Origin of the sequence: Streptomyces sp. NBC_00287, from assembly GCF_036173105.1 — a bacterium.
Classification (GTDB): Bacteria; Actinomycetota; Actinomycetes; order Streptomycetales; family Streptomycetaceae; genus Streptomyces.
Genome location: NZ_CP108053.1, coordinates 5,450,414 through 5,474,759, shown reverse-complemented (window position 1 = coordinate 5,474,759; position 24,346 = coordinate 5,450,414). Strand labels below are relative to the sequence as shown.

The window sequence follows — 24,346 nt, the reverse complement described above, 5'->3', positions numbered from 1 at the left end:
AAGGTCGATGAGTCCTGATTTGGTGCTCAGTCGGTGCGTGCGCCGCCGAGGTCGCCCTTCCAGCGGCGGTAGAGCCGGTGCTCCACACCCGCCGCGTCGAGGACACGTCCGGCGACGAAGTCCACCAGGTCCTGGATGTGGGTGGCCCCGGCGTAGAAGGCGGGCGAGGCGGGTACGACGGTGGCGCCCGCGTCGTCGAGGGTGACCAGATGCCGCAGCGTCTGCCCGTTCAAGGGGGTCTCCCGAACGGCGACGACCAGCTTGCGGCGCTCCTTGAGGGTCACGCTCGCCACCCGCTGCAACAGGTCCTTGGACAGCCCGAGCGCGACGCCCGCGACCGCGGCGGTGGACGCCGGCACGATGAGCATGCCCTTCGTGGGGTACGAGCCGGAGGACGGTCCGGCCGCGAGATCCCCGGCACTCCAGTGCCGTACGCCCTCGATGTCCGCATCGAAGGTGCCCGGCTTTCCGTCCGCCCCCCGGGACAGCCATTCCCGCAGGTCGTCCGCCCAGTGCGCGTCCCGGAAGGAGATCCCGGTCTCGTCGAGCAGGGTGAGCCGCGAGGCCCTGCTCACCACCAGATCGACGCTCTCCCCGGCCGCCAGAAGCGCACGCAGCACAGCAGCCGCGTACGGCGTCCCGGATGCTCCGGACACCCCCACGATCCAAGGCACGCGCTGCGATTCTCCTGCGTTCACATCTTGAGCGTACCGGTGGACGGGACGGTCAGACGGTCAGCCCCCGCACCAGGAGGTCCAGCAGCGCGCACCCGAACAGGGCGATGCCGATAAAGCCGTTGACGCTGAAGAAGGCCCTGTTCAGGCGGGACAGGTCATGCGGGCGGACGATGTTGTGCTCGTAGACGAAGGCGCCCGCGACGATCATCAGGCCGAGCCAGAAGAAGAAACCGGCCTCGGTGACGACGGCGTACCAGATGAAGAGGCCCATGACGAGGGCATGGCAGACCCGCGCCGCCCAGATCGACGCCGGGATGCCGAAGCGGGCCGGGACCGACATGACGCCGATCTCGCGGTCCGTCTCGATGTCCTGGCAGGCGTAGATGAGGTCGAAGCCGCCGATCCAGATGCCGACCGCCAGGCCCAGGATCACCGCGTCCCAGGACCACTCGCCGGTGATCGCCAGCCAGCCGCCGACCGGGCCCATCGCCTGGGCCAGACCGAGGATGGCCTGCGGGTAGTTGGTGAACCGCTTGCCGTAGGGGTAGATCACCATCGGGATCACCGCTACGGGGGCCAGGGCCAGGCACAACGGGTTGAGCAGCGCCGCCGAGCCCAGGAAGACCACCACCGCGATCAGCGCGCCCGTCCAGGCGTGCTTCACCGACATCGCGCCGGTCACCAGCTCGCGGTGGGCCGTCCGGGGATTTCGGGCGTCGATCTCGCGGTCGATGATCCGGTTCACGGCCATGGCGAAGGTGCGCAGGCCGACCATGCAGATGGTGACCAGCAGCAGCCGGCCCCAGTGGATGTTCTTGTCCCACTGGAACATCGCGGTGAGCGCCGCGATGTAGGCGAAGGGCAGGGCGAAGATCGAGTGCTCGATCATGACGAGGCGCAGAAACGCCTTCGTACGGCCCGGTTGCGGCAGTGCGGCGGACGCGGAACTCACAGGCCGTACTCCTTCCAGCGGCGGTCGACCATGGCCGCCGTCTCCGGGTCCGACTCCACCATGTCCGGCCAGCCCCCGTCGCGCGTATAGCCCTCCTCGGGCCACTTCTTCGTCGCGTCGATGCCCGCCTTGCCGCCCCAGAACTGCTGGTAGGAGGCGTGGTCGAGATGGTCGACCGGGCCTTCGACGATCGACAGGTCACGGGCGTAGTCGGTGTTCCCGAGCGCCCGCCAGGCCACCTCGTGCAGATCGTGGACGTCACAGTCGGAGTCGACGACCACGATCAGCTTGGTCAGCGACATCATGTGCGCCCCCCAGATCGCGTGCATCACCTTCTGCGCGTGCTTGGGGTACTTCTTGTCGATCGAGACGATCGCGCAGTTGTGGAAGCCGCCGGCCTCGGGCAGGTGGTAGTCCACGATGTCCGGGACGATGATCTTCAGCAGGGGGAGGAAGAAGCGCTCCGTCGCCCGGCCCAGGGGTCCGTCCTCCGTCGGAGGGCGGCCTACGACGATCGACTGGAGCAGCGGTCGCTTCCGCATGGTCACGCAGTCGATCGTCAGGGCGGGGAAGGGCTCCTGCGGGGTGTAGAACCCGGTGTGGTCGCCGAAGGGACCCTCCGGCAGCATCTCGCCCGGCTCCAGCCAGCCCTCGATCACGACCTCCGCCTGCGCCGGGACCTGGAGCGGGACGGTCTTGCAGTCGACCATCTCGATCCGCTTGCCCGCGAGGAACCCGGCGAACAGGTACTCGTCGATGTCACCGGGGAGCGGGGCGGTGGAGGCGTAGCTGACGGCCGGGGGGCAGCCGAAGGCGATGGCGACGGGCAGGCGTTCCCCGCGCCGGGCCGCGACCTGGTAGTGGTTCCGGCTGTCCTTGTGGATCTGCCAGTGCATCCCGATGGTGCGCTTGTCGTGGCGCTGGAGCCGGTACAGACCGAGGTTGCGGACCCCGGACTCCGGGTCCTTGGTGTGGGTGAGGCCCAGGTTGAAGAAGGAGCCGCCGTCCTTGGGCCAGGTGAACAGGGCGGGCAGGGCGTCCAGGTCCACGTCGTCCCCTTGCAGGACGACCTCCTGCACCGGTGCGTCCTTGACCTTCTTCGGCGGTACGTGGGTCATCGCGCCGAGCTTGCCGAAGGCTTCCCGCACCCCGACGAACCCGTGCGGCAGCTCGGGCTTCAGCAGCCCGCCGATCTTCTCGCTGATCTCGCCGTACGACTTCAGGCCGAGGGCTTTGAGGAGCCGGCGGTCGGTGCCGAAGACGTTCATCGCGAGGGGCATCGAGGAGCCCTTCACGTTCTCGAAGAGCAGTGCCGGGCCACCTGCCTTCTGCACCCGGTCGACGATCTCCCCGACCTCCAGATACGGATCGACCTCAGCCTTGACGCGCTTGAGGTCGCCTTCGCGTTCCAGTGCCCTGAGCAGGGAACGAAGATCGTCGTAAGCCATGGGGTCAAGTATCCCCGAGCGGCTACCCTGGCCCTGTACCTGGGGGCTGTGATCGCGGCCCCGACCCACCATCCCGCGGGAGGGACCATGCTCCGGGTGCTGATGATTCTCGTACCTCTGGCGCTGAGCATCTACGCCTTCATCGACTGCATCAGCACCAAGGACGAGGACATCCGTCACATCCCCAAGCCGCTGTGGGCGATCCTCGTGCTGCTGTTCCCGATCGTCGGCTCGATCTCCTGGATGATCGCGGGCAAGAAGCGGTCACCGGCGGCTGAGGGCTGGTCGGGGGTGCGTTCAGGTCGCTCCCGGCAGTGGGTCGCTCCCGACGACAACCCCGAGTTCCTGAAGTCCCTGGACGACGACGAGGACAAGAACAAGCGGGACGAGCCCTGACATGGAGCTGCGGCTGCTCGTCACCTTCGAGAAGGTCGCGACCGTCCTGAGCTTCACCCGGGCGGCGGCCGAGCTGGCGTACGCGCAGTCCAGTGTGACCAGTCAGATCCGGGCCCTTGAATCCTCCCTCGGCACCGAGCTGTTCGACCGGCTCGGCGGCCGGATCCGGCTGACGGAGGCGGGTGAGCGGCTGCTGCCGTACGCCCGGCAGATCATCGAGCTCGCCGAGGAGGCGCGGGCGGCGGTGACCGGAGCGGAGGAGCCGACGGGTTCGCTGGTGGTCGGCACCATGGAGTCGCTGACCTCGTACCGTCTGCCGCCGCTCCTCGAGCTCTTCCACCACCGCTATCCGAAGGTACGGCTCGCGCTGCGCACGACGATCGGCGACGAGACCCGGCAGGCGCTGCGGCAGGGGACGTACGACCTGGGCTTCCTGATGGAGGAAGAGACCGAGCATCCGGGCCTGGAGAGCGAGGTGCTGGCGATCGAACCGCTGGCGCTGGTGGGGGCGCATGCGCTGGAGGTCTCGGCCACGTCCGATCTCGTACGGCACCCGCTGCTGGCCACCGAACCCGGCTGCGCGTACCGGGACTTGTTCGAGCGGGAGCTCAAGTCGGTGTTCCCGGATGTGCAGTTCATGGAGTTCGGCACCATCGAGGCGACCAAGCGCGCGGCGGCGGCCGGGCTCGGGATCGCCTTGCTGCCCGAGGTGACGGTCGCCGCCGAACTCGCGGAGGGGACTCTCGTACGACTGCCGTGGGAACCGCCGTTCACGCTTCGGACGCAACTGGCGTGGCGGGCCGGGAAGCGGCTTCCTTCCCATGCGCGGCTGTTTCTGGAGCAGGCGCGGAAGCTGGTCGCCGAGCAAGGGTGACCTTGAGGCTCGCCGTCACGATCAGCGGGACGCCGAGCGCCTGGACGAGGCCGATGTGGTGGCCGTACACCGCCCAGTCGACGACCATCGCGACCGCCGGGTAGACGAAGGCGAGTACGGCGATCTTCGCGGTGGGGAGCTGGGCGTACGCGGCGTACATCAGGACGTACATCAGCCCGGTGTGGATGATCCCGAGGCCCACCAGCCACCCCCAGTCGGCGCCCGTGCCGCCCATCGCGCCGAAATCGGCGAAGGGGAGGAGGAGGGGGATGCCGACGAGGACCTGGACGAGGGCGATGAGGTGGGGGCGGACTCCGGTGATGCGCTTGGTGACGACGGTGGACAGGCCGTAGAGGAGCGCGGCGAGGAGGGCTTGGCCGATGCCGGTCAGGTACGTGCCTCCGCCGGTGAGGTCGGCGGGTGTGACGCCGGAGACGAGGATCAGCCCGGCGAAGGCGAGAGCGATCCAGCCGACCTTGGCGACGGTGAGCCGCTCGCGGAAGAGGAGCGCGCCGAGCAGCACGACGTAGAACGGCTGGGTGTGGTAGACGACCGTCGCGACGGAGATGGACGTGTTCTCGTACGACTGGAAGAGGAAGACCCAGTTGAAGACGATGAACACGCCGCCGAGGAGCGCCAGTCCGAGGGTGCGGGGCGTGAAGCCGTGGTCGCGGAGCCAACCGCGGGCGACGATGTACCCGCCCAGCGCCAGGGCGCCGAACAGGACGCGGAAGAAGACGACGTTGAAGGGCGAGGCGCCCGACTCGACGACGAAGACACCGAGGGTGCCGGAGAGCACCATCGCGGTCGTCAGCTGGGCTGTGCCCTTGTTCTCGGAGGTCATGGCGATGACGCTACGGGCGGGTGTTGTCGCAGGTCCACGGGCTGCTGGGGTGTTGTGCCGATGGGCCCATCGGCGGTGTCGATGCGTGCAGGTTGTACGCCGCCGAGGCTTCCGATGCGGACAATGCGCCCCTGGGCGGGGTGGGGTGGCGGCCGGACACTTACGTCGTATGACGACTGCTCCCGCCAAGGCCCCCGATGCTGTGTACGGCGACAAGGTCATCGCCGTCGAGACGGCGGGCTCGGAACCGATCCCGGATGCCGAACGGCACGGCAGTCCACATCAGTTGCTGTGGACATGGGCGTCGCCGAACATCGAGTTCGCGACGGTGTACATCGGTGTGATCTCGGTGCTCTTCTTCGGGCTGAGCTTCTGGCAGGCGTGTGCGGCGCTGCTGCTGGGCACGGCGCTGGGGGCGGTGACGCACGGGATTCTGTCGCTGGACGGACCGCGGTTCGGGGTTCCGCAGATGGTGATCGGCCGGTTCTCCTTCGGGTATCGCGGGAATCTGCTGCCGTCGGGTGTGAACGCGCTGGTGGCGGGTGTCGGCTGGTTCGCGGTGAACAGTGTGAGCGCGGCTTTCGCGCTGAACACGTTGACGGGGTTGCGTCCTCTTCCGTCGCTGTTGCTGGTGGTGGCGGCGGAGGTGGTGATCGGCTTCATCGGCCACAACTTCGTGCACGCCTTTGAGAAGTACGCCTTCCCGGCGCTCGCGGTGATCTTTCTGCTGGCGGGCGTGTGGACCTTCGGGGAGGCGGACCTGAGCGCGCCGAGCGGAGGCGGGGGTGTGGGCGGCTTCCTGCTGGCGTTCAGCGCGGCGTGGGGATACGCGGCGGGCTGGAACCCGGGGGCCTCGGACTACTCCCGCTACCTGCCCCGATCGGCAAGCCGCTTCCGTACGGCGCTGTATCCGGCGGTGGGCCTGTTCGTGTCGGTGGCGGTGGTGTCCGTGATCGGCGCGGCGTCGGCGACGATCGTGGCGCCGGAGGGAGCGACACCGACGGAGGCCTTCACGGGCCATCTCCCTTCCTCGCTGGCCGACTTGGTGTTGCTGGCGATCATCCTGGGCGCGGTGTCGGCGAACGCGCTGAACGTGTACTCGTCGGCGATGTCGATCACCTCGCTGGGGCTGAGGCTGCCGCGATGGCTGGGCCGGAGCGCGATCGTGGTGCTGTGCGGGCTGGCCGGTACGGCGGCGGCGTGGGCGTCGCTGGAGGACGCGGGGCATGCGTATGAGGCGTTTCTGCTGGTGATCGCGTATTGGGTGGGGCCGTGGCTGGGGGTGGTGCTGGTGGAGCGGTGGATACGGTCGCGGACGCCGGTGGATCAGGTCGCGGGGCGCTTGACGGACCGCACTTATGCCAACTGGCCCGGCTTGGCAGCGCTCTTGACCGGCATCGCGGTCTCCGTCCCCCTCTTCTCCAACCAGGAGAAGTACATCGGGTGGGTGCCGGAGCGGTGGCCGGAGTTCGGGGACGTGACGTGTCTCGTCGGGTTCGCGGTGAGCGCGGGGGTGTACGCGGTCACTCGAGGTGTGCCTGCTCGACGTGGACGACCCTGATGTGGTGCTCCTCGCCGGAGGAGCCGAAGGTGTCGTGAATGATCGGCTCGGCGGTGTCGGGGTCGTCGACACCGACGTTGACCCAGCCCTGCTCGTCCACTCCGACCTCACGGAGCTGGAAGGTGCCGTCCCACCGGTTCATGTCCTCGCTGATCCGGTCGGCGAGGGCGTCGAGGTCCTTCCGGTTGACGTCGGTGTCGTGCATCCGCACGGTGACGCCCTTCTCGGCGGCATCGCACACGGCGTCGTCGAGGGCGGCGGAGGGGATGCGGTAGAGGTCGGCCGCGTTGTCCTCCTCGTCGACGGAGAGGCCGGTGAAGACACCGGCGTGACGCTCGGCGCCGAGGCTGTCGATGTGGGTGAGCAGACGGTAGAGGGGGGTGTCGTCCGGGGAGTCGGGGTCGGTGCGGGTGGGGGCCGGGCGGGTGCCGACGCACTGGGAAGTCTTGGGCAGGGCCGCCGCGTTGCGCCCGTCGTCGGTGGGCCCGGTCTCCAGGGCGTCGATCCACAACCCGGCGCCGGTGCCGATGACGGCGGTGGCGACGGCGGCGGTGGCGATCCGGATACGGTTCTTCATGGCCCCCTCCTTGTCGTGCGCGTTTGCACTGTGACGCCGGAGGGGGCAAGGACGTTCACTTCCTCAGTGCCTCCACCTCGGGGGGCAGTTCACCGTCGGCGCGGGTGGCGACGAAGATGAGGTCGTCCGGGGCGTCTCCCACCGCGATGGCCACGTCGGGGTCCACGCCCTCGATCTTGTACGCCGTGGTTTTGTGCGCGGGGTCGCCGTCGTCACCGTCGCCCGGGGTGTCGTCGCACGGGGGCTGGGTCGCCGTACCCAGCTTCTCTCCCCGCTGGTAGTCGACGTTGGCCACGTCCGTGTACTGGCGGTTGTCGTAGTCGATGACGTAGGCGCAGGATGCCGCCGCTCCCCCGGACTCCGGTTCCCCGCCCCCGTCCGACGCGGTGCAGCCGACGGCGCCCAACGCGACCACCGTCATCCCGGCCAGCAGCACTACCGATCTCATCGCTCCCCCTCCTGTGACGATTCCGATGACTCAGACGTGGCGGTCACCGGATTCGTTCGGTCAGGGGGCGTCGATGATGTTGCCCTTCTTGTCGACGGTGTGGGTCCGCCAGTACACGTCCCACTTGTCGTCGACCTGCTTCGGGACCTTGCCCTCGGGGTAGCGGGTGTAGCCCTGGGAGGGCTCATCGCCACTCTTCTCGCAGGCCGAGCCGGTGCCGCTCACCTGGAGGACTGGGTACTCGCCGCCGGCACAGATGTCTTCCTGGTACTCCCAGCCGGAGCATCCGGTGAGCGCGAGGGCCGCGGTCGCGCCGGCGAGGGCGATACCGAGGGCCTGGAGGCTGCGGGGCTTGGGCACGGTCGTCTCCTGGTGGTCGGTGGTTCGGTCTGGCTTGGTGGTTCGGCCTGGCCCCAACTCTCGCCGCGCGCCGCTGCCGCGCCCTGAGCACGCGTACTCAGAAGCGCACGCTCGGATGCTCAAGTACGGTAATTCGCCCCGGAATTTGGCATAGTGAAGCGTCATGCCCGCCACTTTCTACGCCACCCACAGCCCCTTCTCCGACCCCGGCGAGCTTGTCGCCCACTACGCCGAGCTGCCTGGCAGTCCTACTGAACTCGCGCGAATAGTGCGGGACTTGGTGATCCATCGCGGCGAGGGAGAACTGTTCGGCCACACCCACCCCGCCGACCGCCTCCACAACGACGCCGAGACCCGCTATACCGACGACACCCTGCGCATCCTCCTGGCCCGGGACGACTCCCCGCTCACCCGTCGCCGCCCGCCCGAGCACCGGTTCGTCGGCACCTGCCGGGACTTCTCGCTCCTGCTCTGCTCCTTTCTCCGGCACTTCGGAGTCCCCGCCCGCATCCGTTCCGGCTTCGCCGACTACTTCCGTGCCGACGACTTCCATGTCGACCACGTGGTCACCGAGTACTGGGACGAGAACCGCGGATGGCTCCTCGCCGACGCCCAGCTCGCCGATCCCTCGGTCGTCGGCGCCTGGAACGTGGACTTCGACCCGATGGACGTGCCGCGTGGGCGGTTCCTCGTCGCCGGTGAGGCGTGGCGGGCCATCCGGGCCGGGGCCGCGGACCCGCTGTCGTTCGGGCTTCAGCCGCCCGCCGAAGGGCCCCTCCACGGCGAGCGGTTCGTCGCCGGGAACGTCCGGCTCGATCTCGCCGCGCTCAACAAGGTCGAGACGCTGCTGTGGGACATCTGGGGCGAGGAGGAAGGAGACGGCGACGAGTGGCCGGGGCCCTCACTCCCCGCGGCGAGCCGTCCGACGTACGACCGGGCCGCCGAGGTGACCTGCGGTGACGTCTCCCTCAGCGCCGTGCGTCAGCTCTTCGCCGAGGACGATGCCCTGCGCACCCCGCGGACCGTGCTGTGCCTGGCGCCCTTCAACGGGCCCAGCCGCGTCACCCTGCGCTGAGCACCCGCACCGTCCGCCCCCGGTCCGCGGCTCGCATCCCGCGTACCACGCGGTGCGCGCACGCCGCCGCGAGGAGTTCGCCCAGCAGGTCCGGGTCGTCGATCTCCAGGCCCAGGAGTGACTCGATGCGCTCCAGGCGCTGGTAGAGGGACTGGCGGCCGATGTGCAGGAGGGCCGCCGTGCGCGTCGGTGAGCAGCCGTGCCGTAGGTGGACCTCCAGGGTGCGGACCAGGTCGCTGGCGTGGGCCGCCTCCCATGCCAGCAGCGGGCCCAGCGCGTGCTGGACCATGCCCGTGAGCCGCTCCCGGTTGGCGTCGACGCCGCCTCTCGTCAGCTCGCGTTCCAGGGCGAGCGCCCGCGAGGACGTCACCAGGGGGCCGTCGGCCGCGCCCGGTTCCGCCGCCGGGACGGTCAGCGCCAGCTCCAGTGTCGTACGGGCCGCGCGCAGCGTGTCGCTCCAGCGCAGCCAGCCGCCGCCGGCGGTCACCGCGTGGCCCACGGCGATGGTGAGGGATGGGGCCGCCGCCGTGCGGAAGGCCTCCTGGACCGCCCTGACCAGGTCGCCGGTCCTCGTGCCGGGCACCGCCAGCAGCGCCAGTACGTCGCCCGGGAACGCCGCCCGCAGTACCCCGGCCCCGCCGAGCAGCCGTACCGCCCGGTCCACCGTGCCCGGGTCGCGGGTGCCGTGCAGGGAGACGCCGATCAGGCGGCCGCCCGGGCCGGGGTGGAAGCCGGCCAGCGCCGAGCGTGCCTCGACCTCCGGCTGGTTCAGGGCCGCCCGGTCGGCGAGGTCGGCGAGCAGGGCGGCGGTGTGGTCGTCGGTGCCGGGGCGGACGGCCGAGCGGCCCGACAGGCCGCGCGCGACGATCGCCCGGTTCGCGGCCTCCGTGATGCGTACGAAGGGCACCACCCGGTGCAGGGCCAGGAGCGGCAGCTCCACGCGGCGGGCCTCGTCCGTCACCTCCGGCGGCATCGCCGGGAGGGAGCGGCCCACCTCGACCGCGAGCCCTGCGGCGTCCCGGGCGGCGAGTTCGCGGACGTACCGGCGGCGGACCTCCTCGGCCGCGTCCGTCAGCCCGAAACCGTTGGTCAGCAGCAGCTCGCCGCCGTCCAGGAAGTTCGCGCCCTCGTAGACCTCGCTGGAGTGGACCCAGCGCACCGGCCGGTCCAGCGCGGCCTCCCCGGCGAGCAGTTCGGGCTCGGCGGCGCGGACGGGGTCGAGGGCCAGGACTTCGCGGAGGGTGAGTGCGGGCACGGGAACCTCCAGGGCGCTGACAGTTCGTCCGGCGGCAAGCTGCCCGGAGAGTACTTTCCGCACGTTGCCCCGGTGTTTCCGGGCCAGCAGAGTGGACGTATGGATCAGGCACAGGCACGCACCTGGCTCACCACCGCCGTGGCGGAGGCCCGCGCCGGGCTCGCCGAGGGCGGTATCCCGATCGGCGCGGCGCTCTACGGCGCCGACGGCACCCTGCTCGGGCGCGGCCACAACCGGCGCGTCCAGGACGACGACCCCTCGATGCACGCGGAGACGGCCGCGTTCCGCAATGCGGGACGGCAGCGGTCGTATCGCGGTACGACGATGGTCACCACCCTCTCGCCCTGCTGGTACTGCTCCGGGCTGGTCCGGCAGTTCGGGATCTCGCGGGTCGTAATCGGGGAGGCCGTCACCTTTCACGGCGGACACGACTGGCTGGCCGAGCACGGCGTGGAGGTCGTGCTGCTCGACGATCCCGAGTGCGCCGAGCTGATGCGCGACTTCATCAAGCACCACCCCGACCTGTGGAACGAGGACATCGGTGAGTAACCCCCGCATCCCCACGATCGACCTGAAGCCGTGGCTGGACGGTGACCCGGCCGCCCGCGCCGAGATCGCCCGTACCGTCGACGAGGCCCTCCGGACCGCAGGGTTCCTGCTGGTCACCGGGCACGAGGTGGACCCCTCGCTGCGGTCCCGCATCCGGGAGGCCGCGCGCTCCTTCTTCCGGCTGCCCGTCGACGTCAAGCAGCCCTACGCCGCCAAGGTCGGCGGACGGGGCTGGCTCGGGCCCGGCGCGGAGGCCAATGGGTACTCGGAGGGCACCGAGACCCCGCCCGACCTCAAGGAGTCGCTGACCTTCGCCACCCACGAGCCCTTCGAGGACCCGGTCGTCAACGCCGAGTGGTACGCGCCCAATGTGTGGCCGAGCGAAGCGCCCGAACTCCGGATCCTGTGCGAGGAGTACCTCGACCGCATGGCCGCGCTGGAGAAGGAGCTCCTCTCCCTCCTCGGCGACGCCCTCGGCCTCGAACCCGACTTCTTCTCCCGGCACATGGACCATCCGACGTACGGCTTCAACATCAACTGGTACCCGGGCGTCGAGGTCGTCGGAGAGCCCGCGCCGGGCCAGTTCCGCATCGGGCCGCACACCGACTTCGGCACGGTGACGATCCTTGACCGGCAGGCCGGCAAGGGCGGGCTCCAGGTCTGGACGGACGAGGGCGGCTGGGAGGACGCGCCGTACGACCCGGACGCCTTCACCATCAACATCGGTGACTTGATGGCCCGTTGGACCGGCGACCGCTGGCGCTCGGGGCGGCACCGGGTGCTCCCGCCGCCCGCGGACGCGCCCGCCGAGGAGCTGATGTCCCTCGTCTACTTCGGCGAGTGCACCCCCGGGACCCTCGTCGAGTCCGTGCCCGCACCGGTCGGACGGGTGGCGTACGAGCCCGTCGACTCGCATGTGTATCTGCGGGAGAAGCTGGACTCGATCACCGTCGACTGAGTGCCTACTGCATCACCTGAAGGAGCGGGTGGTCGAAGGACTCGGGGCAGAGGTAGATCTGCATCGTGTAGCCACGGCCGATGTTGACCAACGTCGGTTCGTGGGACCGCGGATAGCGCGGCCGCCGGTCCTCCGGCGCCTCCTCCTCCGGACACCAGCTTCCCGTGCCGCCGTCCCACTCCGAGCTGTCGACCGTCAGGAAGGGGCGCATCGTACTGCCGCACTCCTCGCAGTTCATCGGCCAGGGATCGCAGAAGCTCCAGTTGCCGTATCCGCCGAGCTTCCAGCCGGGGGCCACGGCCAGGTCCGACTGGTAGTTGTACGGCCTCTCCTCCTCCCAGGCGAGGATGCGCCGGTGGAGGTCCTCGTCCAGCTCGTGCCTGGCCGGGTACTCGACCACCTGCTCCGGATGCAGCAGACACGGCTCGGGCAGATACCCGCCCTCGCTCACCACGGGCGGCCACTGCTCCTCGAGCACCGCCCCCACCTCGGCGGTCGTCCGCCAGCGCAACCGCACGCCCGGCATGCAGTCCTCGCCGTGCTCGAAGGAGCACCACAGCACCTGGAGCAGATCGGTGCCCTCGGGGCGGGGCAGCGACGGGACGTCACGGGCGTAGAGCTGGAGGACGGGGAGCAGGGGGACCTGGCCGTCCAGGGGCTTGCGTACTCCGGCGTAGCCGAGGCCGCTGACGAAGGCGCGCTCCTCGGGGGTGAGGAAGTCCTTCCCCTTGATCTGCGGGCGGGCCCAGCCCTCGGTCAGGATCCGGCGCTGTTTGCGCAGGTCGCCGGGGTCGTACCCGAGCAGCCAGGGGCCGGTGTGCTCGGGGCAGGTGGGCCAGGGTTCGTCGGCCGGCCACAGCAGGGGTCCGCCGACCGAGTTGTCCGCGGCCGTGGGTTCGGCGGGACGCGGGTGCAGTCGGACGGAGGTGCGGGCGAGCGGCGCCAACTCCGGGAAGACGGCGGCTATGTCGACCGGACGGGGAGGTGTCGTACGGGTCATGGCGCGAGGTTAACCTCGCACTTCAGGTCGCGAGCCGACACTTTCGTAACCCAACGGACATCACGCGATCTAGTCCGAACCAACTCCCCCTCTTTACCCTGGTGTTGATAGATCTCACGCGTGTACAGCAGCGGCGGCAGCAGCACGGGCGGATCGACGGCGACCGCGCCAGGGGGAGATGCGGTGGGCAGACGGTTGCATGGGCGCGGGGCGTTGTTCGATACCGATCCGGCCGGGCTTGCTCCTCGGCTCGTCGGCCTGCGGCCGCATGCGCACCGGGCCACGCCGTACGAGGATCCCCGGGAGCCGCCCCTCGTCGTGCTGTCCGGTGCGCGTGGGCTCGGTAAGAGTGCCGTGCTGGCCGAGTTGCGGGACGCCTACAAGGGGCACACCCCCGTTGCCCTGATCGACTGCGAGCACCCCGAGTTCGCCGCGCCGCCGTCCGGGCGGCCCGCCGAGGCCTGGTCGCCGGTGTCGCAGGCGTTGCTGGTGGTCGCCGAGCAGCTCGCCGTGCCGGTGATCGGCGCCGGGCGGATCCAGTTCCCGCGGCTGATGTCGGGGCTGGTCGCGGTCGCGGCCGGGGGCTGGGGGGACGCCGACTCCGAGCGGATCCGGCGTGAGGTGCAGCGGATCCTGCTGCTGAACGAGAGCGGGTCCTGGGTCACCGGCTTCGCCGGGCGCTGGGCGGGCCGGGTCGCCGCCAAGGTCGTCGCGGCCGCCACCGGTACCGGGCCGCTGCTGTCGGCGGCTGTGGAGGCGACCCTGGAGTCGATCTCGGACGGGTTCGCGGGCCGTCGCCATCAGCGCGCCTCCGCCTGGTACCGGGACTACCCCAACGCGGGCGACAACGCCCAGCGCGGACTGATCCTGCTCTCCGGGCACTTCCGGGCCGGCGGCACCTCCCGCGAGCACGCCGAACGGCATCTGGTGCGGGCGCTGCTGGCCGATCTGACCGACGCCTACACGGGCGTACTCCCGCGGATGAAGCGGCTGGGACGGCCGCTCGTGCTCCTCGACAACGCACAGACCGCGCCCGGTCCCGGGCTCGTCGAGGCCGTACTGCGGGACCGTTCCGACGGCGTCGCCGACCAGGTCGCCTTCGTCGCCGCCGTGCGCGGAGAGGGGCGCCCCGCCCTGCGCAATGCGGTACGGCGGGCGCTGCCCGAGGTGGCCCGGGCCAGCGACTGGGCGCCGGATCCGGGCTCGGCCTCCTCGCGGGCGCTGCTGGTCTCGCTGCCGCCGCTGAGCCCCGACGACACCCTGCACATCGTCGGAGCCGTCTGCTCGGACACCCAGGTCCCGCCCCAACTCCCGCACGCCACTCACCGGTTGACGGGAGGGAATCCGCTCGGTATCGCCCTCGTCGCCGAATCCGCCGCGCAGAACCTCCCCGCCGCCGCCTCGCTCGGCGAGCTGCTCACCGCCGACTTACGCCTGCACCCGGAACACGACGGCCGGCCCGCCTACCTGGAGCTGCTGGACCGGCTCGTACCCCCGGACCGGCTCGACGAACTGACCGTGCTGGCCGCCGCCCACGACCACGACTCGGCGTGCGCGCTCTCCGACGCGCTGCTGCCGGAGGACTTCGGGCCCGCGGACGTACGGGCGCTGCAGACCCGTCTGCTGCAAGAGGGGCTGCCCGCGGTGCCCGGACGGTTCGTCGGCGACCCCTTCGTACGGACGCTGCTGCTGCTCCGGCTGCACCACCGCGACGCCGACCACGGGCAGTGGCGCAAGGCGCACGAGACGCTCGTCGACCACTACGCCGACCCCGCCGACGAGCAGGTCCGCTACCGGCTGCACCATGAACTCGCCCTGGGCACCACGGAGTCGGCGGTGGCCTATCTGCGCGACACCTTCACCACGCTGCCGACCCGCGGCTGGCTGAAGGCGCTGCGGTTCATCGCCTCCGCGCCCTACTTCCACGCGCACGACACCGACGGCCGCGACTTCACCGGGCGCGACGACCGGCGGGCCGCGGTCGCGCTCGGCCTCACCGACGCCGACCACGAACCACCCGAGGGCGTCGACACCACCCTGCACCTGCGGATCCGCCGACTCCTGCACGCCGTATGGCAGTTGACCGACCCGCTGACACTGCCCGACGAACCGGTGGCCCGGCGCCTGCGGTTCGAGCTGGAGCAGCTGTCCAATCTGCTGCCCGCCGGGAACGCCCTGCTGTGGCAGGCCTCGCGGGACTGGCCCGAGGACGCGCTCGCTGGGCGGCCCCTGCGCATTCCGGACGACGAGGACGGCGACCACGACGAAGACGGGGACGGGGAGGCGTGATGGCGCGCAGAGGCGTGTGGGTGTGGCTGCGCGAGGACGTCTGGGAGATCCCGCTGCGCCGCTATCTCGCCCTGCTGGTCACGGCCGCGCTGGTGACCGGCGGCTGGTTCGGGGTCAGCGCGCTCGCGCAGGACGACCGCTCCTGTGCTCCCGGGGTCGTACGGCCCGAGGGCAGCGACGAGTGCGTGGGGGTGTCGACCTCCGACTACGCCTTCGACCGGCCCCAACTGCGGGACGTCGTCGAGGCGATCGACCGGGAGAACCGCTCGCTGAAGGCGGGCAGCTATGTCACGGTCGCGCTGCTGGAGCCGTTCACCGCGTCCGACCCCGACAACCTGGGCGACGTACTGCACGAGATGCAGGGCGCCTATCTCGCCCAGTACCGGGCCAACCACGAGTCCAACGGACAGTCCCCGGCGATCCGTCTGGTGCTCGCCAACCCCGGGGCCACGGGCGCGCATTGGCAGCACACGGTCGACGAACTGGAGCGGATGGCGAAGGGCCCGGACCGGCTGCGGGCGGTCACCGGGGTGGGCCTGAGCACCGAGAACAACAAGCGGGCGGTCCAGGAGCTGACCCGGCGCGGCATCCCGGTCATCGGCACCTCCATCACCGCCGACGACCTCGCCAACGGCCAGAACGGCAAGGACCCCTTCCCCGGCCTCGCCCGCGTCTCCCCCACCAACACCGACGAGGCCCGCGCCCTCGCCTCCTTCGCCCAGGTGATGGCCGGCAAGGCGCTGCTGGTGTACGACAAGCCCGGCGATCCGTACACCCGCACGCTCCAGGAGTCCTTCGCCAAGCTCATCAAGGGCTCGCCCTACGAGCCGCAGCCCTTCACCCCGCCCGCCGACCGCAGCAAGGAGGGCACGACCGCCAACACCTTCCGGCAGATCACCCACCTGGTGTGCGACACGGCCCCGGAGACCGACACCATCCTGTTCGCCGGACGCCACACCCAGCTGCGGCAGTTCATCAACGCGCTCGGCGGACGCGGCTGCCAGGACCGCGAGTTCACACTGCTGACCGGCGACGAGGCCTCCTACCTCACGGGCGACAAGGACCTCGACCGCAGCGCGCTCACCCACAATCTCTCGGTGCGCTACACCGCGCTGGCCCACCCGGACGCCTGGGCGAAGGCCAGCGCGAAGACGGGCGGCTCGGCGGCGGACGCCGAGGACCTGGACGAGCTGCTGTCCTCGGCCGCCCGCAAACCCGTCGGCCCCATCGGCGAGGTCTCCCTGGAGGACGGCCAGACGATCATCGCGTACGACGCCATGCGGCTGGCCGTCAACGGCATCCGCGAGGCCACGACCGACGGCAAGACGGTCCCGCCGCTCGCCGACGTCGGCCTCCAGTGGCCGCAGGTCAAGGGCTCGCTGCGGGTGAACGGGGCGAGCGGCTGGATCTGCCTGGACGTACACGGCAACCCGTACGACAAGGCCGTACCGATCGTGGAGCTCACACCGGAGGGCCGGGCCCGGTTCGTGAAGATCGCCTGGCCGGAGGGGAAGCCGCCGGGGAAGGAGTGTCTGCCGCCGTCCTAGGCCTTCCCCAGGAGCTCGATCAGTCGTTCGAATCGAGCCCTCCACCGCTCCTCCGAGTCCTCCTCGCCCTGGAACTCATGGGTGAAGCGGAGGACGCTGGCCTCGTCGCCGTCGCGCTCCAGATGGAAGCGGATCCGGCCGCCGCGCTCGACCGTGTACTCGGCGACCCGGTCCACATCCCAGGCGGTGACCTGCCCGGACCCCAGCTCACGCAGGGTGACGGCGCCACCGAGCCGGGGTTCGAGAACATCGGCGGCGGTGAACCAGCCGGCCAGCCCCTCCGGGGTGGCGAGCGCCGGCCAGACCGTCTCCATGGGCCTCGGGAGCCGCACCAGAAAGTGCAGGATGTGCGTGGTCCCATGGGTCTGACTGGTGCCCTGTTCGATGGATCCGGTCATGACACCAGCGTGACCCTTGGGGGGAGCTTCCGCACGCGGTTACGGACGCTCGCCCCGGTCGTCGACGACCGTGCGTTCCAGGACGGCGGTACGGGCGGTCACCTCGCCCTTCTCGAAGCCCCACGGAAGATCCTCGACGGCGACCCCCCGCTCGCCGAGGAACTCCTTGGTCTCCTTGTCGAAGATCAGCTCATGGCGCTCGCCGTCGTCGATCCGGGCCACCGCCACCCCGTGCCGCCCCGCCGCGTCCACGGCATCGTCGATCACGAAGACGCCGGGGATCTTCGCGGCGGCCCGGTAGAGCGCGGCGGCCTGCTCCGGGGGCATCAGCGACTCACGGGAGAGGTCGCCGACGAGGACGAAGTTGGCCTCGTCCTTGCTGCTGCTGCCGTGGCTGACGCTGTTCAGCCAGTCGTACATCTTGTCGGGGTCGGTCGGCAGGGTCTGGAGGTGCCGGTAGTTGGTGTTGGACGGGGTGCCAGGGGTCTCCTTCTCCAGCAGTTCGTGGTCGGAGCGGACCGCCGGGTCGTGCAGCATGCCCTGCTGACTGCCGTCCACCGAGAGCCAGATCTCGCGCTGACGGATCGGATCCAGCTTCGCGGGCTTGTCGCCCTCCTGGGAGGTCCAGGCGACCTTGCTCTTGATGTACACGAACTGGTCGTCGCGGACCTGCGGCGCCTTCGCGTCCCCGGCCGCCAGCGCGATGTCCTCCAGCAGGGCTGCCGCCTCGGAGGAGGGGCGTGGTGTCTGCTCGCCGGAGGGCGCGGCGAGGGTCAACGTCACGGCGGCCACGGCCGCGACGGCCCCCGCGACGAGGGCGGGGCGCAACCAGGGGCTGCGCTTGGACTGCGGTTCCTGCCGGATCTCGGTCATCAGACGCTCCTTGAGGAGTCGGTGACTGCCCGGCGGAAGGTCGCGTTCGGGAAGCTGGTTCATCGGTTTCCCTCCTCTATGGGCCTGACCGCGGTGGTGCGGTCACCTCTCATCTGTCCGTGGCCGTGCGGGAGTTCCATATATTTCGCGAGTTTTGTCCGCGCCCGCGAAAGCCGCGATCGGACGGTCCCGACCGGCACCCCCAGCGCCTCCGCCGCCGCCTCGTAACCGAGCCCCGACCACACGCACAGCGCCAGTACTTCCCGCTCGGCCCGCCGCAGCTTGGCCAACGCGGTCTGTACGACGGCCAGTTGCGCCGAGTCGTCGATACGCCCGGCGACCTCGTCGGCGAAGTCCCGTACCGCCTCCTCGCGCGGGAGGCGGGCGACGGCGGCGGCATGTCTTCGGGCGGCGCGGCGGGTGTTGCGGGTGACGTTGGTGGCGATGCCGAGCAGCCAGGGACGCAGGGAACCGCCCTCCTCGTCGAGCCGCTCGCGCAGCCGCCAGGCGTCCAGGAAGGTCAGCGAGACGACGTCCTCGGCCGTGGCCCAGTCGCCGGTGAGCCGGTAGCCGTGGTTGTAGACGGAGCGCGCGTACCCGTCGAAGAGATCACCGAAGGCGTCGTGGTCCCCCGCGCGAATCCGTTTCCGCAGATTCGTATCCACGTCTCTCTACCTGTCCGGACGACGAAGGCCGGTTCCATGACTCACGTCACAGGAACCGGCCTTGTGGCGGTACGGCGGTCAGAACCCCACGGACTGGAGGGCGCCCAGGCCCACATCGGCGTAGGAGTGCTTGCCGGAGACGAAGATGTTGACGCCGTAGTAGTTGAACAGCCAGCAGCCGAAGGCGACCAGGGCCAGGTAGGCGGCCTTGCGGCCCTTCCAGCCGGCCGTGGCGCGGGCGTGCAGGTAGCAGGCGTAGGCGACCCAGGTGATGAACGACCAGGTCTCCTTGGGGTCCCAGCCCCAGTAGCGGCCCCAGGCGTCGCCCGCCCAGATCGCGCCCGCGATGATCGTGAACGTCCACAGCGGGAAGACGGCGGCATTGACGCGGTAGGAGAACTTGTCCAGGGAGGACGCGGCGGGCAGCCGGTCCAGGACGGAGTTGGCGAAGCGGCCGGGGGTGCCGCCGCTCACCAGCTTGTTCTCGTAGGAGTCCTTGAAGAGGTACAGCAGCGTGGAGACCGCGCCGACGTAGAAGACCGCGCCGCACAGGATCGCCGTGGAGACGTGGATGTACAGCCAGTACGAGTGAAGGGCGGGAACCAACTGGTCACTGGCGGTGTACAAGACAGTGACAGCAAGACCGAGATCGAGGAGGACCGTGGTGATGAGGAACAGCCCGAGCCAGCGCACGTTCTTCTTCAGCGCGAGCAGCGTGAGATACACACCGACGGCGACCGTGGAGAAGGTGATGTTGAACTCGTACATGTTGCCCCACGGCGCCCGCTGCACCGACAGGGCCCGGGTGAGCACTCCGCCGAACTCGATGAGGAAGGCAAGCACCGTGAGGGACACGGCGATACGGCCGTAGAGGTCGCCCTGCTCGTCCCCGCCGTGCGCGCCGGGACCGTCGGGCACATCGCGGGTGCCGGTAGCGGCCCGGACGACGACCTTCGGCCGCTCCAGTACGGCGGTGCCGCCGGCCTTCTTCACCATGACCGCGGGAGCCCCGGCTGCCTTCTTCGTCGCGGTGAGCGCGGCCGCGGTACGGCCGACCTTGCTGCGGCTGCCGAAGAGCCATTCGGCGATGTACGCGAAGAAGGCCAGGGTGTAGACGGCCATCGCGGAGTAGATCAGCGTGTTGCTGAGATTCGCGAGGCTTTCGTTGGTTGCGGCGGCGAGAGTCACTTCTCAGGCCCTTCGGCAGGTACAGCAGGGTCGGGTTCGGGGTCGGGGTCGGGCGCACTGGGCGCCGCCTGTTCGTACAGGATCCCGGCGAGGTCGCCGAGTTCCTCGGGCACCTTGGCGGACTCGCTGCGGCCGAGCCCGGCCATCTCCACGACGGTCACCCCGTCGGCGCCCTTGGCCGCCCGTACCCACACCCGGCGGCGCTGGATGAACAGGGAGGCGGCGAGGCCGAAGATCGCGGCGAGGGAACCGGCCAGCGCCCAGCCGCTCGCGGGCTGCTGGGTGATCTGGAAGTTCGCCCACTCCTGGGTGCCCTCGTAGGTGATCGAGCCGGCACCGTTCGGCAGCTTCACGGTCTCCCCGGGCCGCAGGTTCTCCCGCATCTGCTTGCCCTTGGAGTCCTTGAACCCCTTCATATGCGTCTTGTCGAGCTGGTACACGCTCTGCGGGATGCCCGAGTTGACGCCCAGATCGCCGTGGTAGGGCTCCAGGTTGAGCACCGGGTTGATCAGGGCGGGGAAGCTGGAGGAGACCTCGTTGCCCGCGGTGTAGGTGGGCAGGAAGAAGGCCTGGAAGGCGAGCTGTTCGCTGACGCCCTTGGCGTTCTTGTAGCCGTCGTAGACCTTGACGACACCGGAGGAGGTGACATTGGAGTCGAGCGGCAGCAGCGGTACGGCGTCGCTGTAGACGACCTTGCCCTTGCCGTCCCGGACGGTGACGACGGGGGCGTAGCCGTGGGCGGTGAGGTAGACCTTCGAGTCGCCGATCTCCAGCGGCTCGTTGACCTTGACGACCGTCGACTTGTCCTTGCCGTAGGCGCCTTCGGCGTAGGTGATGGACGCCTGGTAGGTGCGCGGGGTGCCCTTGTTGGGCCCGGAGGCCTCATAGGTGCCCTTGAAGTCCTTCAGGTTGAAGGAGAACGGCGCCAGGTCGTCGGTGCTGAAGAGGGTGCCGGACTTGAAGTCGTCGTACTGGGTGAGGGTGTTGGAGAAGCCGTCGCCTTCGACGATCAGCTTGTTGCCCTCCATCTTGAACAGCTGGCCCCAGGCGAAGGCGATCAGCATGACGATCAGCGCGATATGGAAGAGGAGGTTGCCGACCTCGCGGAAGTAGCCCTTCTCGGCGGCGACCGCGTCACCGGAGACATGGGCACGGAAGCGGTTCTTCCTCAGCAGGGCGAGCGCGGCCTCGCGGACCTGCTCGGGCTCCGCCGACGTACGCCAGGTCGTGTACGCGGGCAGCCGGGTCAGCCGCCTCGGCGCACCCGGCGGGCGGCCGCGCAGCTGGCCCACGAACTGCCAGGTGCGGGGCACGATGCAGCCGATGAGGGAGACGAACAGCAGGATGTAGATCGCGGAGAACCACACCGAGCTGTAGACATGGAAGAGGCCGAGCTTGTCGTAGATCGGCGCGAGGATCTCGTGCCGGTCGCGGAAGTCGGCGACCTTCGTCTCGTCGCTGCCGGTCTGCGGGATCAGCGAGCCGGGGATCGCGCCGAGCGCGAGGAGCAGCAGAAGCAGCAGGGCGACCCGCATCGAGGTCAGCTGCCGCCAGAACCAGCGGGCCCAGCCGACAACGCCCATCGTGGGGAGGCCGGACAGCTCCTCCTTGGGGGCGGTGGAGAGCTGGGAGCCGGCGGCGCCGAGGTCCTGCTCGTCGGCGCGGTCGGTGGTCGTGTTGCTCATCGGTCAGATCCCCACAGTGAAGCCGTTGGACCAGGTCTGCATCTCCGACACCAGGCTGTCCCAGGCGCCGGTCAGCAGCAGCAGACCGGTCGCGATCATCATCGTGCCGCCGATCCGCATCACCCAGACATAGTGGCGCTTGACCCAGCCGAAGGCACCGAGCGCCTTGCGGAAGGCGACGGCGGCGAGCACGAAGGGCAGACCGAGGCCGAGGCAGTAGGCGACGGTCAGTATGGCGCCCCGGCCCGCGCTCGACTGCTGCGAGGACAGGGCGAGCACGGAGGCGAGGGTCGGGCCGATGCAGGGCGTCCAGCCGATGCCGAACAGCGCGCCGAGGAAGGGGGCGCCGACCAGACCGCTGACGGGCCGCTTGTGCAGGCGGAACTCCCGCTGGGTCATCCAGGGCATCAGGCCCATGAAGAAGACACCCATGGCGATCATGAGGACGCCGAGCACCTTGGACAGGATGTCCTTGTGCTCCTGGAGGTTGTAGCCGAAGTACCCGAACAGGGCCCCGCTGGAGACGAACACCGCGGTGAAGCCGAGTACGAAGAGGGAGGCGCCCGCGACCATCCGGCCGCGCCGGGCCTCGGCGAGATCGGTGCCGGTGACGCCGGTGACGTAGGACAGATAGCCGGGGACCAGCGGCAGCACGCAAGGAGAGAAGAACGAGACCAGACCACCGAGCAGCGCGATGGGCAGGGCGATCAGCAGGGCGCCGTTGAGCACCGTCTGATTGGGATCCGTGGCCGCGGCGAGTGTCGCGAGGGCGCTCACGTCACTTCTCCGCGAGGACCGGGGCGATCATCTTGCGCAGCTTCTCCTCGCTGAGCGGGGCCAGCGAGCGGGCCGCGATGTTTCCCTCCCGGTCGATGACGAGGGTGGAGGGGATCGCCTGCGGGTTGAGCGTGCCCTTCTCGAAGCGGAGCATCAGCTTGCCGGTCGGGTCGTACAGGCTCGGATAGGTGACGCCCTGCTCCTTCTCGAAAGCGAGGGCGCTCGCGGCCTTGGGGTCGCGGGTGTTGATGCCGACGAACTGCACACCGTCCGGCTTGAGGTCCTGGTAGACCTTCTCGAAGCTCGGCGCCTCGGCGCGGCAGGGGGCACACCAGGAGCCCCAGACGTTCAGTACGACGACCTTGCCGCCGTAGCTGGAGACATCGAGCTGCTTGCCGTCGACGGTGTCGCCGGACAGGTCGGGGGCCGCGTCCCGCTCCCCCAGCTTGACGGTCGCGATGCCGTCCTCGCCCATGACGAAACCGGTGTCGCCCGAACCCCCGGACTTACCGCCCGAGGTGCACGCGGACAGCAGCAGCGCGGTGACGACGGCACCGGCGAGGGTCAGGGGGGCGCGACTGGCGGCACTCATGTGAAAAGTTTCGCATGTCCGTTCCGAGGATCTTGCGCACCCCCCTCGCAGGTGAGAACCCGCATTTCAGAAGCGCTTCCAGCCTTCTGCGGGCGCCTGTCCGACCTCCAGCGTGCGCAACTTGTCCAGCACCTCCGGCGACTGCACATCCAGCCAGTCCACGAACTGCCGGAAGGAGACCAGACGTACGTCCTCGCCCTTCTCCTTCTCCCGCGCGATGTGCTTCAGGGCCTCCTCGACGGCGTCCATGTAGATACCGCCGTTCCACTGCTCGAAGTGGTTGCCGACGAAGAAGGGTGCGCGATTTGTCTCGTATGCCCGCTTGAAGCCAGATATGTACGCCTGGGCCGACTGCTCGCGCCAGGCCGGGTAGTTGTGGGCGGGGGCGTTCGTGGAGTTGATGGACTGGTTGGCGAGCATGTTGTAGTCCATCGACAGGACCTCGAAGCTGCGGCCGGGGAAAGGTATCTGCTGGAGCGGCAGATCCCACAGGCCGCCCTTCTTCGTGGGCCAGACCTGGCGGCCGCCGGGCGAGGAGGCGTCGTAGCGCCAGCCGAGGTCACGGGCGACGGGCAGCAGGTTCTCCTGGCCGAGCAGACAGGGCGTACGACCGCCGACGAGTTCCTTGTCGTAGTCGAAGGGCAGCGAGGGCAGCTCGGTCCACCCGGTATTCGTCCGCCACTCCTTCACGAACGACTTCGCCTGGTCGATCTCGCTGCGCCACTGCTGGAGGGTCCAGTTGCCGACCGAGCCGGAACCGGCGCAGAAGTGGCCGTTGAAGTGGGTGCCGATCTCATGCCCGTCGAGCCAGGCGCGGTGGACGTTCTTCAGCGTGTCCTTGATGTGCGCGTCGGTGAGGTAGCCGATGTCGGAGGCGCCGCGCAGGTTGTTCGGGGGGTCGTAGAGCCGCTTCTTGCTCTCCGGGAGCAGATAGAGCCCGGAGAGGAAGAAGGTCATGTGCGCGCCGTGTTCCTCGGCGAGGTCGAGGAAGCGCGGGAAGAGGCCGTTGCCGACCTCCGCTGCGCCGTCCCAGGAGAAGACGACGAACTGGGGCGGGGTCTGGCCGGGTTCCAGCGGCACGGGCTTCTCGGGCTGCTTCGGCTGCTTGCCGGTGTACGAGGTGGAGCCGTCGCCGATGACACGGGCCCGCGGCTTCGGCTTGGAGCCGGCCGGGCGGTGATCCGCGGAACCTCCGGAGGGGGTCGACCCGTCTGACGGGTCGAGGTTGCCGCAGCCGGCGAGTCCGACCGCGGCGGCCCCGGCGACGCCGAGTCCGAGTGCTCCTCTTCGGGTGAGAGTGCGCATTGCATCCCCGTTCGTCACGTTCTCTGGTGGTCACCCAGTCAGAGGACGTGACG

Annotated in this window: 25 protein-coding genes; 8 read left to right on the top strand and 17 right to left on the bottom strand. The window is 69.8% G+C overall.

The window, feature by feature from the left end:
- Positions 1-26: 26 nt before the first annotated feature.
- From OHT76_RS24965 to OHT76_RS24955, 3 genes are read right to left on the bottom strand one after another with little or no spacing between them, the layout of a single operon-like run.
- Positions 27-674, bottom strand: a complete 648-nt coding sequence (locus OHT76_RS24965) for a UbiX family flavin prenyltransferase (protein ID WP_328876613.1) — start codon at positions 672-674, stop codon at positions 27-29.
- Between the two features lie 52 nt (positions 675-726).
- Complete coding sequence (gene mqnP, locus OHT76_RS24960; protein ID WP_328873093.1) at positions 727-1,629, bottom strand: menaquinone biosynthesis prenyltransferase MqnP; 903 nt, start codon at positions 1,627-1,629, stop codon at positions 727-729.
- The gene (locus tag OHT76_RS24955) at positions 1,626-3,077 is read right to left on the bottom strand and encodes a menaquinone biosynthesis decarboxylase (protein WP_328873092.1); all 1,452 of its coding nucleotides are present in this window, start codon (positions 3,075-3,077) and stop codon (positions 1,626-1,628) included. Before OHT76_RS24955 ends, mqnP begins: the two co-directional genes overlap by 4 nt.
- An 87-nt stretch (positions 3,078-3,164) precedes the next feature.
- On the opposite strand from OHT76_RS24955, the gene OHT76_RS24950 reads away from it, so the two are divergent.
- Both OHT76_RS24950 and OHT76_RS24945 read left to right on the top strand, forming a co-directional pair.
- On the top strand, positions 3,165-3,473 hold the full coding sequence (locus OHT76_RS24950; RefSeq protein ID WP_328873091.1) for a PLD nuclease N-terminal domain-containing protein: 309 nt from the start codon (positions 3,165-3,167) through the stop codon (positions 3,471-3,473).
- Between the two features lies 1 nt (position 3,474).
- Entirely contained in the window at positions 3,475-4,347 is an 873-nt protein-coding gene (locus OHT76_RS24945; RefSeq protein WP_328873090.1) for a LysR family transcriptional regulator, read from the top strand.
- Here OHT76_RS24945 and OHT76_RS24940 read toward each other — a convergent pair.
- Positions 4,244-5,191, bottom strand: coding sequence for a DMT family transporter (locus tag OHT76_RS24940; protein WP_328873089.1), 948 nt, complete (start codon positions 5,189-5,191; stop codon positions 4,244-4,246). The genes OHT76_RS24945 and OHT76_RS24940 overlap by 104 nt on opposite strands.
- A gap of 169 nt (positions 5,192-5,360) precedes the next feature.
- Between OHT76_RS24940 and OHT76_RS24935 the strand changes: the two genes are divergently transcribed.
- Positions 5,361-6,752 (top strand): purine-cytosine permease family protein, encoded by a 1,392-nt coding sequence (locus OHT76_RS24935; protein ID WP_328873088.1) that lies wholly within the window; start codon positions 5,361-5,363, stop codon positions 6,750-6,752.
- On the opposite strand, the gene OHT76_RS24930 is transcribed toward OHT76_RS24935, so the two are convergent.
- Genes OHT76_RS24930 through OHT76_RS24920 form a run of 3 tightly spaced genes read right to left on the bottom strand, consistent with a single transcriptional unit; the run spans position 6,715 to position 8,137 of the window.
- The gene (locus OHT76_RS24930; protein ID WP_328873087.1) at positions 6,715-7,329 is read right to left on the bottom strand and encodes a hypothetical protein; all 615 of its coding nucleotides are present in this window, start codon (positions 7,327-7,329) and stop codon (positions 6,715-6,717) included. The genes OHT76_RS24935 and OHT76_RS24930 overlap by 38 nt on opposite strands.
- A 55-nt stretch (positions 7,330-7,384) precedes the next feature.
- On the bottom strand, positions 7,385-7,777 hold the full coding sequence (locus tag OHT76_RS24925; RefSeq protein WP_328873086.1) for a DUF6281 family protein: 393 nt from the start codon (positions 7,775-7,777) through the stop codon (positions 7,385-7,387).
- 60 nt (positions 7,778-7,837) lie between these two features.
- Positions 7,838-8,137 carry an SCO0607 family lipoprotein gene (locus OHT76_RS24920; RefSeq protein ID WP_328873085.1) on the bottom strand — a complete coding sequence of 100 codons (300 nt, stop codon included), beginning with the start codon at positions 8,135-8,137 and terminating at the stop codon, positions 7,838-7,840.
- Between the two features lie 163 nt (positions 8,138-8,300).
- Here OHT76_RS24920 and OHT76_RS24915 point away from each other — a divergent pair, with 163 nt between their 5' ends.
- Entirely contained in the window at positions 8,301-9,212 is a 912-nt protein-coding gene (locus tag OHT76_RS24915) for a transglutaminase-like domain-containing protein (protein WP_328873084.1), read from the top strand.
- Here the strand turns inward: OHT76_RS24915 and OHT76_RS24910 are convergent.
- Positions 9,199-10,467, bottom strand: a complete 1,269-nt coding sequence (locus OHT76_RS24910) for a PucR family transcriptional regulator (protein ID WP_328873083.1) — start codon at positions 10,465-10,467, stop codon at positions 9,199-9,201. The two genes, OHT76_RS24915 and OHT76_RS24910, sit on opposite strands and share 14 nt — an antisense overlap.
- A gap of 99 nt (positions 10,468-10,566) precedes the next feature.
- Here OHT76_RS24910 and OHT76_RS24905 point away from each other — a divergent pair, with 99 nt between their 5' ends.
- Both OHT76_RS24905 and OHT76_RS24900 read left to right on the top strand, forming a co-directional pair.
- Positions 10,567-11,016, top strand: coding sequence for a nucleoside deaminase (locus OHT76_RS24905; RefSeq protein WP_328873082.1), 450 nt, complete (start codon positions 10,567-10,569; stop codon positions 11,014-11,016).
- The gene (locus OHT76_RS24900; RefSeq protein ID WP_328873081.1) at positions 11,009-11,974 is read left to right on the top strand and encodes an isopenicillin N synthase family dioxygenase; all 966 of its coding nucleotides are present in this window, start codon (positions 11,009-11,011) and stop codon (positions 11,972-11,974) included. Before OHT76_RS24905 ends, OHT76_RS24900 begins: the two co-directional genes overlap by 8 nt.
- Before the next feature lie 4 nt (positions 11,975-11,978).
- Here the strand turns inward: OHT76_RS24900 and OHT76_RS24895 are convergent, their stop codons facing one another.
- Positions 11,979-12,974 (bottom strand): hypothetical protein, encoded by a 996-nt coding sequence (locus OHT76_RS24895; RefSeq protein WP_328873080.1) that lies wholly within the window; start codon positions 12,972-12,974, stop codon positions 11,979-11,981.
- A gap of 183 nt (positions 12,975-13,157) precedes the next feature.
- Between OHT76_RS24895 and OHT76_RS24890 the strand changes: the two genes are divergently transcribed.
- Both OHT76_RS24890 and OHT76_RS24885 read left to right on the top strand, forming a co-directional pair.
- Complete coding sequence (locus OHT76_RS24890) at positions 13,158-15,263, top strand: hypothetical protein (protein ID WP_328873079.1); 2,106 nt, start codon at positions 13,158-13,160, stop codon at positions 15,261-15,263.
- On the top strand, positions 15,263-16,810 hold the full coding sequence (locus OHT76_RS24885) for a hypothetical protein (RefSeq protein WP_328873078.1): 1,548 nt from the start codon (positions 15,263-15,265) through the stop codon (positions 16,808-16,810). The genes OHT76_RS24890 and OHT76_RS24885 overlap by 1 nt, the downstream gene beginning before the upstream one ends.
- On the opposite strand, the gene OHT76_RS24880 is transcribed toward OHT76_RS24885, so the two are convergent.
- The 8 genes from OHT76_RS24880 to OHT76_RS24845 all read right to left on the bottom strand — a co-directional run bounded on the left by OHT76_RS24880 (position 16,807) and on the right by OHT76_RS24845 (position 24,293).
- The gene (locus tag OHT76_RS24880; RefSeq protein ID WP_328873077.1) at positions 16,807-17,208 is read right to left on the bottom strand and encodes an SRPBCC domain-containing protein; all 402 of its coding nucleotides are present in this window, start codon (positions 17,206-17,208) and stop codon (positions 16,807-16,809) included. The genes OHT76_RS24885 and OHT76_RS24880 overlap by 4 nt on opposite strands.
- 39 nt (positions 17,209-17,247) lie before the next feature.
- Positions 17,248-18,144, bottom strand: coding sequence for a CU044_5270 family protein (locus OHT76_RS24875; protein WP_328873076.1), 897 nt, complete (start codon positions 18,142-18,144; stop codon positions 17,248-17,250).
- Entirely contained in the window at positions 18,141-18,746 is a 606-nt protein-coding gene (locus OHT76_RS24870; RefSeq protein ID WP_328873075.1) for an RNA polymerase sigma factor, read from the bottom strand. The genes OHT76_RS24875 and OHT76_RS24870 overlap by 4 nt, the downstream gene beginning before the upstream one ends.
- A 78-nt stretch (positions 18,747-18,824) precedes the next feature.
- Positions 18,825-19,934, bottom strand: coding sequence for a c-type cytochrome biogenesis protein CcsB (ccsB, locus tag OHT76_RS24865; protein WP_328873074.1), 1,110 nt, complete (start codon positions 19,932-19,934; stop codon positions 18,825-18,827).
- Positions 19,931-21,619: a cytochrome c biogenesis protein ResB gene (resB, locus tag OHT76_RS24860; RefSeq protein ID WP_328873073.1), complete on the bottom strand. Its 1,689-nt coding sequence runs from the start codon at positions 21,617-21,619 to the stop codon at positions 19,931-19,933. The genes ccsB and resB overlap by 4 nt, the downstream gene beginning before the upstream one ends.
- A 3-nt stretch (positions 21,620-21,622) precedes the next feature.
- The gene (locus OHT76_RS24855) at positions 21,623-22,396 is read right to left on the bottom strand and encodes a cytochrome c biogenesis CcdA family protein (RefSeq protein ID WP_328873072.1); all 774 of its coding nucleotides are present in this window, start codon (positions 22,394-22,396) and stop codon (positions 21,623-21,625) included.
- A 1-nt stretch (position 22,397) separates the two neighbouring features.
- The gene (locus OHT76_RS24850; RefSeq protein WP_328873071.1) at positions 22,398-22,988 is read right to left on the bottom strand and encodes a TlpA family protein disulfide reductase; all 591 of its coding nucleotides are present in this window, start codon (positions 22,986-22,988) and stop codon (positions 22,398-22,400) included.
- A 66-nt stretch (positions 22,989-23,054) separates the two neighbouring features.
- Positions 23,055-24,293, bottom strand: coding sequence for a hypothetical protein (locus tag OHT76_RS24845; protein WP_328873070.1), 1,239 nt, complete (start codon positions 24,291-24,293; stop codon positions 23,055-23,057).
- Between the last annotated feature and the right edge of the window lie 53 nt (positions 24,294-24,346).